9 protein-coding genes and 1 tRNA gene are annotated in these 6,889 nt (G+C 58.9%); 7 read left to right on the top strand and 3 right to left on the bottom strand.

The features are described 5' to 3' along the window. The coding region (locus tag AC4FIA_RS10605) for a metal ABC transporter solute-binding protein, Zn/Mn family (RefSeq protein ID WP_490365818.1) at positions 1 to 361 on the bottom strand (361 nt) is incomplete at its 3' end. A gap of 95 nt (positions 362 to 456) precedes the next feature. On the opposite strand from AC4FIA_RS10605, the gene AC4FIA_RS10600 reads away from it, so the two are divergent. Genes AC4FIA_RS10600 through AC4FIA_RS10590 form a run of 3 tightly spaced genes read left to right on the top strand, consistent with a single transcriptional unit; the run spans position 457 to position 2,480 of the window. After that, positions 457 to 927 (top strand): transcriptional repressor, encoded by a 471-nt coding sequence (locus tag AC4FIA_RS10600; protein WP_103908787.1) that lies wholly within the window; start codon positions 457 to 459, stop codon positions 925 to 927. Positions 928 to 933: 6 nt separating this feature from the next. Further along, positions 934 to 1,686, top strand: a complete 753-nt coding sequence (locus AC4FIA_RS10595) for an ATP-binding cassette domain-containing protein (protein WP_103908786.1) — start codon at positions 934 to 936, stop codon at positions 1,684 to 1,686. Further along, positions 1,683 to 2,480 carry a metal ABC transporter permease gene (locus AC4FIA_RS10590; protein ID WP_490365817.1) on the top strand — a complete coding sequence of 266 codons (798 nt, stop codon included), beginning with the start codon at positions 1,683 to 1,685 and terminating at the stop codon, positions 2,478 to 2,480. Before AC4FIA_RS10595 ends, AC4FIA_RS10590 begins: the two co-directional genes overlap by 4 nt. Before the next feature lie 44 nt (positions 2,481 to 2,524). Here AC4FIA_RS10590 and AC4FIA_RS10585 read toward each other — a convergent pair. Then, a tRNA-Tyr gene (locus AC4FIA_RS10585) sits at positions 2,525 to 2,608 on the bottom strand. A 133-nt stretch (positions 2,609 to 2,741) separates the two neighbouring features. On the opposite strand from AC4FIA_RS10585, the gene rlmB reads away from it, so the two are divergent. Continuing rightward, positions 2,742 to 3,527: a 23S rRNA (guanosine(2251)-2'-O)-methyltransferase RlmB gene (rlmB, locus tag AC4FIA_RS10580; protein WP_490365816.1), complete on the top strand. Its 786-nt coding sequence runs from the start codon at positions 2,742 to 2,744 to the stop codon at positions 3,525 to 3,527. Here the strand turns inward: rlmB and AC4FIA_RS10575 are convergent. Further along, positions 3,524 to 4,378, bottom strand: a complete 855-nt coding sequence (locus AC4FIA_RS10575; protein ID WP_490365815.1) for a hypothetical protein — start codon at positions 4,376 to 4,378, stop codon at positions 3,524 to 3,526. The genes rlmB and AC4FIA_RS10575 overlap by 4 nt on opposite strands. Positions 4,379 to 4,516: 138 nt before the next feature. On the opposite strand from AC4FIA_RS10575, the gene ribB reads away from it, so the two are divergent. Genes ribB through nusB form a run of 3 tightly spaced genes read left to right on the top strand, consistent with a single transcriptional unit; the run spans position 4,517 to position 6,686 of the window. Next, on the top strand, positions 4,517 to 5,644 hold the full coding sequence (gene ribB / locus AC4FIA_RS10570; RefSeq protein WP_287474240.1) for a 3,4-dihydroxy-2-butanone-4-phosphate synthase: 1,128 nt from the start codon (positions 4,517 to 4,519) through the stop codon (positions 5,642 to 5,644). After that, positions 5,644 to 6,195: a 6,7-dimethyl-8-ribityllumazine synthase gene (locus tag AC4FIA_RS10565; protein WP_103908781.1), complete on the top strand. Its 552-nt coding sequence runs from the start codon at positions 5,644 to 5,646 to the stop codon at positions 6,193 to 6,195. The genes ribB and AC4FIA_RS10565 overlap by 1 nt, the downstream gene beginning before the upstream one ends. Beyond that, a complete protein-coding gene (gene nusB / locus AC4FIA_RS10560) occupies positions 6,192 to 6,686 on the top strand; it encodes a transcription antitermination factor NusB (RefSeq protein WP_490365814.1) in 495 nt (164 codons plus the stop codon). The genes AC4FIA_RS10565 and nusB overlap by 4 nt, the downstream gene beginning before the upstream one ends. Positions 6,687 to 6,889: the final 203 nt, after the last annotated feature.

Below are 6,889 nucleotides of genomic sequence, written 5' to 3'. Positions count from 1 at the left end.
CGTCGTGCGCTTCGAAAATAACAGAATCGCGGCTGGCTAGATGCAGGGTGCCCTCTGCGTCAAACAGCGAAACTACAGTCGCATCACCGGCCAGCGTGTCCACGGCCTTGTCCAGATTGGGGCTAAGCGCATCACCAATCCAGAACACCACATTTGCCTGATCCAGCGCCTGTGCCTCGGATGGGCGCAGTGCATGGTCGTGGGGGTTGGACCCTGCTGGCAACAGTTGGAACGGTTCGCCCACGCCCTTCATCACTTGGGCGACCAAGGATGTGACGGGGAAAATATCCGTGACCACTTTAGGGGCATCAGCCCAAGCGGCAGAGCCTAATAGAGACAGGGTCAGTGACAAACGTAGCATTGAATGATTCCGTTATGTTGTAACATTTCATTCCGCTTGTTATTTGTGATAACATAACATATCAAGTCCCAAATTGAAAAAAGTCGGAGGCCGTTTTGGACCCTGTAGGTTTTCACAAACACGACCACTCCAAATGCATCCAAGAGTGCCTGACCGCGGCGGATGAACAGTGCTCGGACAAGGGCGTGCGGCTGACGCCGGTTCGTCGCAGGACGCTTGAAATCCTGCTGCAAGACCATCGCGCGCTGGGGGCTTACGACCTGCTGGACAAGTTGCGCGAAGAGGGGCTGGGATCGCAGCCGCCTGTCATTTATCGCGCTCTGGACTTTCTGACCGAACACGGATTTGCCCATAAAATCGAACGTTTGAACGCCTTTGTGGCCTGTTCGCATCCCGGCGAAAGCCACGCGCCGTCCTTTCTGTTCTGCCGTGAATGTTCGACCGTAGCCGAAGCGGCCCATGGCGCATTCGAGGCAATCGCAGAGGATCAGGCCAAGGCGGTGGGCTTTGTCGCCGAGCGTGTCATGGTCGAAATCGAGGGGCTCTGCCCCGATTGTCGGGGTTAACCGAATATGGCTTTGATTAAAGCGACCGGATTGGGCGTTTCCTTTGGTGAAACGCTTGTGTTGAACGACGTCGATATGACGATTTCCGCAGGCGAGATCGTGACGATCGTCGGTCCGAACGGGTCTGGCAAATCTACGCTTCTTCGCTGTCTCGTGGGCGCGATGACGCCGGATCGGGGCCGCGTGGATCGTGCGCCTGATCTGAAAATCGGCTACGTGCCGCAGAAACTGATGATCGACCCGACGCTGCCTTTGACGGTGGGTCGTTTCCTGAACCTTCCGCGCAAGACCGACCGTAAAACGGCACAAGCCGCGTTGGATCAGGCTGGCGCAGGTGCGCTATGGGATCGTCCGATGTCGGGCCTGTCCGGCGGGCAGTTCCAGCGCATCCTTCTTGCCCGCGCTTTGCTAGAGCGACCGAACCTGCTGGTTCTGGACGAACCGACGCAAGGTCTGGATCAACCTGGCTCTGCTGCGTTTTACAGATTGATCGAAGAGGTGCGCACCGAAACCGGTTGCGCGGTTCTGATGGTCAGCCACGAACTGCACGTCGTCATGAGCACGTCGGACCGCGTGATTTGCCTGAACGGCCATGTGTGCTGCCATGGCACGCCCGAGGTCGTGGCCAATTCATCCGAGTATCGCGCTCTGTTCGGCACGGGCACGGCAGGGGCCTTGGCGCTGTATCGCCACGAACATAGCCACAGTCACGATCACACCTGTGGCCACGACCACGCGCGAGAGAAAGAGAGCGCATGACATTTCTAGACGATTTCCTGATCCGCGCGGCACTGGCCGGCGTGGGTGTTGCGGTTGCGGCGGCCCCTTTGGGGTGTTTCGTGGTCTGGCGGCGCATGGCCTATTTCGGCGATGCGACGGCACATGCGGCGATTCTGGGCGTGGCGCTTTCTTTGGCTTTATCGCTGCCGGTGACGGTGGGGGCCTTGGCCGTGGCGGTGATCATGGCCTTTGCGGTCACGCAATTGTCGGATCGCGGCATGGCGCTGGACACGGGGTTGGGTGTTTTGGCGCATTCAGCGCTGGCATTGGGTTTGGTCGCTGTCAGCTTTGTGCAGGGTGTGCGCGTAGACCTGAGCGCTTATCTTTTCGGGGATATTCTGGCGGTAACGAAATCGGATCTTGCGGTGATCTGGCTGGGGGGCTTGGCTGTCGTGGCATTGGTTGCATGGCGCTGGTCGGCGCTTTTGACGGCCACGTTGTCCCCCGATCTTGCGCACGCATCGGGCTTTGATCCCAAGCGCGAAGGCATGGTGCTGACGCTGGCGCTGGCCGTGGTTGTCGCTGTGGCGATCAAGGTGGTGGGCGTTCTGCTGATCGGCGCGATGTTGTTGATTCCCCCAGCCGCCGCGCGTCCCTTGGCCCGAACGCCCGAAGCGATGGCCGTTCTGGCTGGTGTCATCGGAATCACCGCAGCGATCACCGGCCTCTGGGCCGCCTTCGCCTTTGATAGCCCCGCAGGCCCGTCGATGGTCAGCGCGGCCGCGCTATTGTTCGTGGGAATCGGTGTGATCACGCGGCTGAAACATGCGTGATCGGCACCATAAGGCGAAAAACATGCTTTAAGTCAGGGAGGAAGTGGTGGGCGACCTAGGAATCGAACCTAGCGTGCGTCTCCGCGAGGGAGTTACAGTCCCCTGCCACACCTTGCGGCCTGTCGCCCACTTCCACCGAACACTGTCGGCGTTGTGGAGCGCTGATTACAGTCGGGCAAAACCCCCGTCAACCGGAAAATCCCTTGCTCTTTCAGTCTGGCACAGGCATCCCCCCATCAATGATGAAAAGGGGTCCTTTGGATGTCCAAGAAACCGAAGTGGATTGTCGAAAAAGAACGGTCGCGCAAGGCAGCGGCGGCGGAAACCGTCTGGCTGTTCGGTCTGCATGCGGTGCGCGATGCGTTGATGAACGACCGTCGTGAAAAGCTGCGGCTGATTGTGACGCGCAACGCGGCGGACAAACTGGCCGATGCGATTGCCCATTCCGGCATGACGCCTGAAGAAAGCGATCCGCGCAAATTCGCAGCCCCCTTGGACCCGCAGTCGGTGCATCAGGGTGCCGCGCTTGAGGTGAAGCCGCTGAACTGGGGCCGTCTTGAGGATGTCGCGATGGGCGACGGTGAAAAAGCGCCACGGGTGATTCTGCTGGATCGCGTAACCGACCCGCACAACGTGGGGGCCATTTTGCGCTCGGCCGAAGTGTTCGGCGCACGTGCTGTCATCGGAACGCTGCACCACTCGGCTCCGGAAACCGGTGCTTTGGCGAAAACCGCATCGGGTGCTTTGGAACGTCAGCCATACCTGCGCGAACGCAATCTGGCCGATGCGATGGTGAAGTTGCGCGATATGGGTTACCTGCTGCTGGGTCTGGATGGCGAAGCGGACGTGTCGCTGGATGATGCGCTCAAAGGTAACGAAAACCGCGCTCTGGCGCTGGTTCTCGGGGCTGAAGGGCCGGGTCTTCGGCAAAAGACCAAAGAGACCTGCGATCAACTGGTGCGCATTGATTTCGCAGGTGCCTTCGGATCGTTGAACGTGTCCAACGCGGCGGCGGTTTCGCTTTATGCCGCCACGCGACAGGGTTAACCCGGGTCTTCTAGAACCCACAAAAACCGCCCCTTGACCAACCACGCAAAGCCGAACGCCATCAGGGCTGCGGCTTCGAACCAGAAGGTCAGGTTTGATCCGGACCATGCGAGGCCCAGGCTGTCTCGGGTCAGCATCCCGAACAAAAGTGCGGCCATTGCGGTGAAAATGATTGCCCCGCAAATGCGGTAAAACCGGTTTCGCCATGTTTTGGTGACGACTGGCGATCCATCGTCTTTCAGCGATTTCCGCGACTGCGCACGGGTAAAGACGAACAGACAATAGTAGCCGAGGATGGCGAACATAACCGCCGCTGCACCGTAATGCAGATAAGGCAGCACCTTGGGTGCGACGCCAAAACTGGCCCATAAATCAAAGACCAACGTGGTTTCGATCGGCAGCGACACATCGCGGGTGCGATCATTGATTCCTTCTGGCGCCAAAACATACCCACGGAAAATCTGGTCTGCGGCCTCGCAACCGGTGCCAGAGGTCGGGATCAACGCCACCAGAAGCGCCGCAACACCTGCGACTTTCAGAAGCAACAGATCGGTTTTCTCATGCGCCAGATATTCGTCGACCTTGCCGGGCAGGCGGTAGAACACAGCAAGCAAAACAGCGATCACCAGCAGGGCACCAACAAACAGATCGCCCGCAATGCGCGCGAAATAGTAATGACTGATTGAATTCAGTCCGTTTTCAGCACTGCAAACGCCGAAAAAGGCGCCGACGGTCCACAGGCCCAAGGGTAAAAATAGCGCAATATAGCCGGTGGTGCGGTTGACGGACTTCAAACTCAGGCTGAAAGGCAGGTCGTCCGCCCGCCGAGGTGGAGGGGATAAAGGTTTCATAAAATCAGGCTTTCAAAACTTTGGTATAATTCCGTTAGCCTATCAAATTTTGCTTAGTAACGCAGCGCCAAATCAAGCAATCTCTGGCCTTTCGGGCAGGGCTGGCTTATCTGGCTTTCCGACAAGGATGGAGAAGTCATGACCGATTACGAACAGCCCGGCCCGGTCGAACAGGACTGGAAAGATGCGATCTCGAGTGTGGAAGAGATCATCGAAGATGCGCGCAACGGCAAAATGTTCATTCTTGTCGATCATGAAGATCGCGAAAATGAAGGTGATCTGGTCATCCCCGCGCAATGGGCGACGCCGGATGCCATCAACTTTATGGCCACCCATGGCCGTGGTCTTATCTGCCTGTCGATGACCGGTGAACGGATCGAGGAATTGGGCCTGCCGCTGATGTCCTCGAACAACTCGTCGCGTCACGAGACAGCCTTCACCGTGTCCATTGAGGCGCGCGAAGGCGTCACCACCGGCATCTCGGCCGCTGACCGCGCACGGACCATCGCAGTTGCCATCGATTCGTCGAAAGGTGCGCAGGACATCGCGACGCCGGGCCACGTGTTCCCGTTGCGCGCCAAAAACGGCGGCGTTCTGGTCCGTGCAGGCCACACGGAAGCGGCTGTCGATATTTCGCGCCTTGCGGGTCTGAAAGAAGCGGGCGTGATCTGCGAGATCATGAACGAAGACGGCACCATGTCGCGTCTGCCCGAACTGGTGGCTTTCGCCCAGCATCACGGTCTGAAAATCGGTACGATCAGCGATCTGATCTCGTACCGCCGCCGCAACGACAACCTCGTGCGCGTACAGAAAGAGGAAACCATCACCTCGGAATTCGGCGGTGAATGGCAGATGCGGATTTATTCCGACAGCACCCATGGCGACGAACACATCGTTCTGACCAAGGGCGACATTTCCGGCGACGAGCCCGTTCTGGTCCGCATGCACGCGATGGACCCGCTTCTGGATGTTGTGGGCACCGGCCCCAAAGGCCGTGCTGATGAGTTTGGCGACGCGATGAAGGCGGTTGCCGAAGTGGGCCGCGGCGTCGTGGTTTTGCTGCGCGATACATCGATGAAGCTGGACGTCAGCGATGGCGTGGGTCCGAAAACCCTGCGCCAGTATGGTCTTGGCGCACAAATCCTGTCGTCGCTTGGTCTGTCCAAGCTGGTTCTGTTGACCAATTCACCGACCCCCAAGGTCGTTGGCCTTGATGCCTACGGTCTGGAAATTGTCGGCACGCAAAAAATCTCGGAGCTGGGCTGATGGCATCGAACGAAGAACACTACACCATGCCGCGCGGCGAGCTGGATAAACCGGCCAAGATCCTGATCGTGGTCGCGCCCTACTACCGCCAGATTGCAGACCAGATGATCGAAGGCGCACAGGCCGAGATCGAGGCATGGGGCGCAACCCATGATCTGGTCGAGGTTCCCGGCGCATTGGAAGTTCCGACAGCCATCGGCATCGCGGAACGTATGTCCAATTTCGACGGCTATGTCGCGCTGGGGTGCGTGATCCGTGGCGAAACCACGCATTACGAAACCGTCTGCAACGACAGCTCACGCGGGATCACATTGCTGGGTCTTCAGGGGCTGTGCATCGGCAACGGTATCCTCACGGTTGAGAACATGGATCAGGCGCAGGCACGCGCCGAAGTGGCCGGTCAAAACAAGGGTGGCGGCGCGGCCGCTGCGGCCTTGCATCTTATCGCGCTCAGCCGTAAGTGGGGCGCTTCTCGTAAAGGGGTTGGCTTCCAGCCCTCGCGCGACGAACTCCAGATCGCCAGCGCCGCTAAGGACACGCCCACAGCATGAGCACCGAAAACTCTTCTTCCCAGCCGGATGAGCGCCAGATGAAAAAACTGCGCAAATCCGCGTCGCGGCTTTATGCCGTGCAGGCCTTGTTCCAGATGGAGCATTCCTCGCAAAGCGTGGATCAGGTGCGGGCAGAGTTTTTGAACTTCCGTTTTGGTGCTGAAATCGAAGAAGGCACCGAGCTGCTGGATGGCGACATCAACCTGTTCCGGTCGCTGCTGGAAGAAGCGGTGAACTGGCAGGCCAAGATCGACCAGATGACAGACCGCGCCTTGGTCGCCAAATGGCCCATCGCGCGCATCGACCCGACCCTGCGCGCGCTGTTCCGCGCCGCCGGCTCCGAACTGATCGCGCATCAAACGCCGCCCAAGGTCGTCATCGTCGAATACGTCGAAATCGCTAAGGCGTTCTACCCCGAGGGCCGCGAGCCCAAGTTCGTGAACGCGGTGCTGGATCACATGGCCCGAGAGGCCAAGCCAGAAGCCTTCTAAGACCCCGAAACGCGCCAGAACACGGCGCGTTTTCTGTATTTTCTGTCCGGAAATACCTTGGGGGAATTGGCCGTAGGCCAAGGGGGCAAAGCCCCGCTCTCCAACACCAAAATCAAGCGGCAGGACCACCACAGACGTGGGGTTATCTCATTCCCGAGGACCTGTATATACAGGTGGGCGTCAGGTAACCGGACCAGGATCCG

This window comes from Thalassococcus sp. (assembly GCF_982780845.1).
The sequence above is the reverse complement of the archived record's forward strand: the minus strand, read 5'-3'. Positions and strand labels throughout refer to the sequence as shown.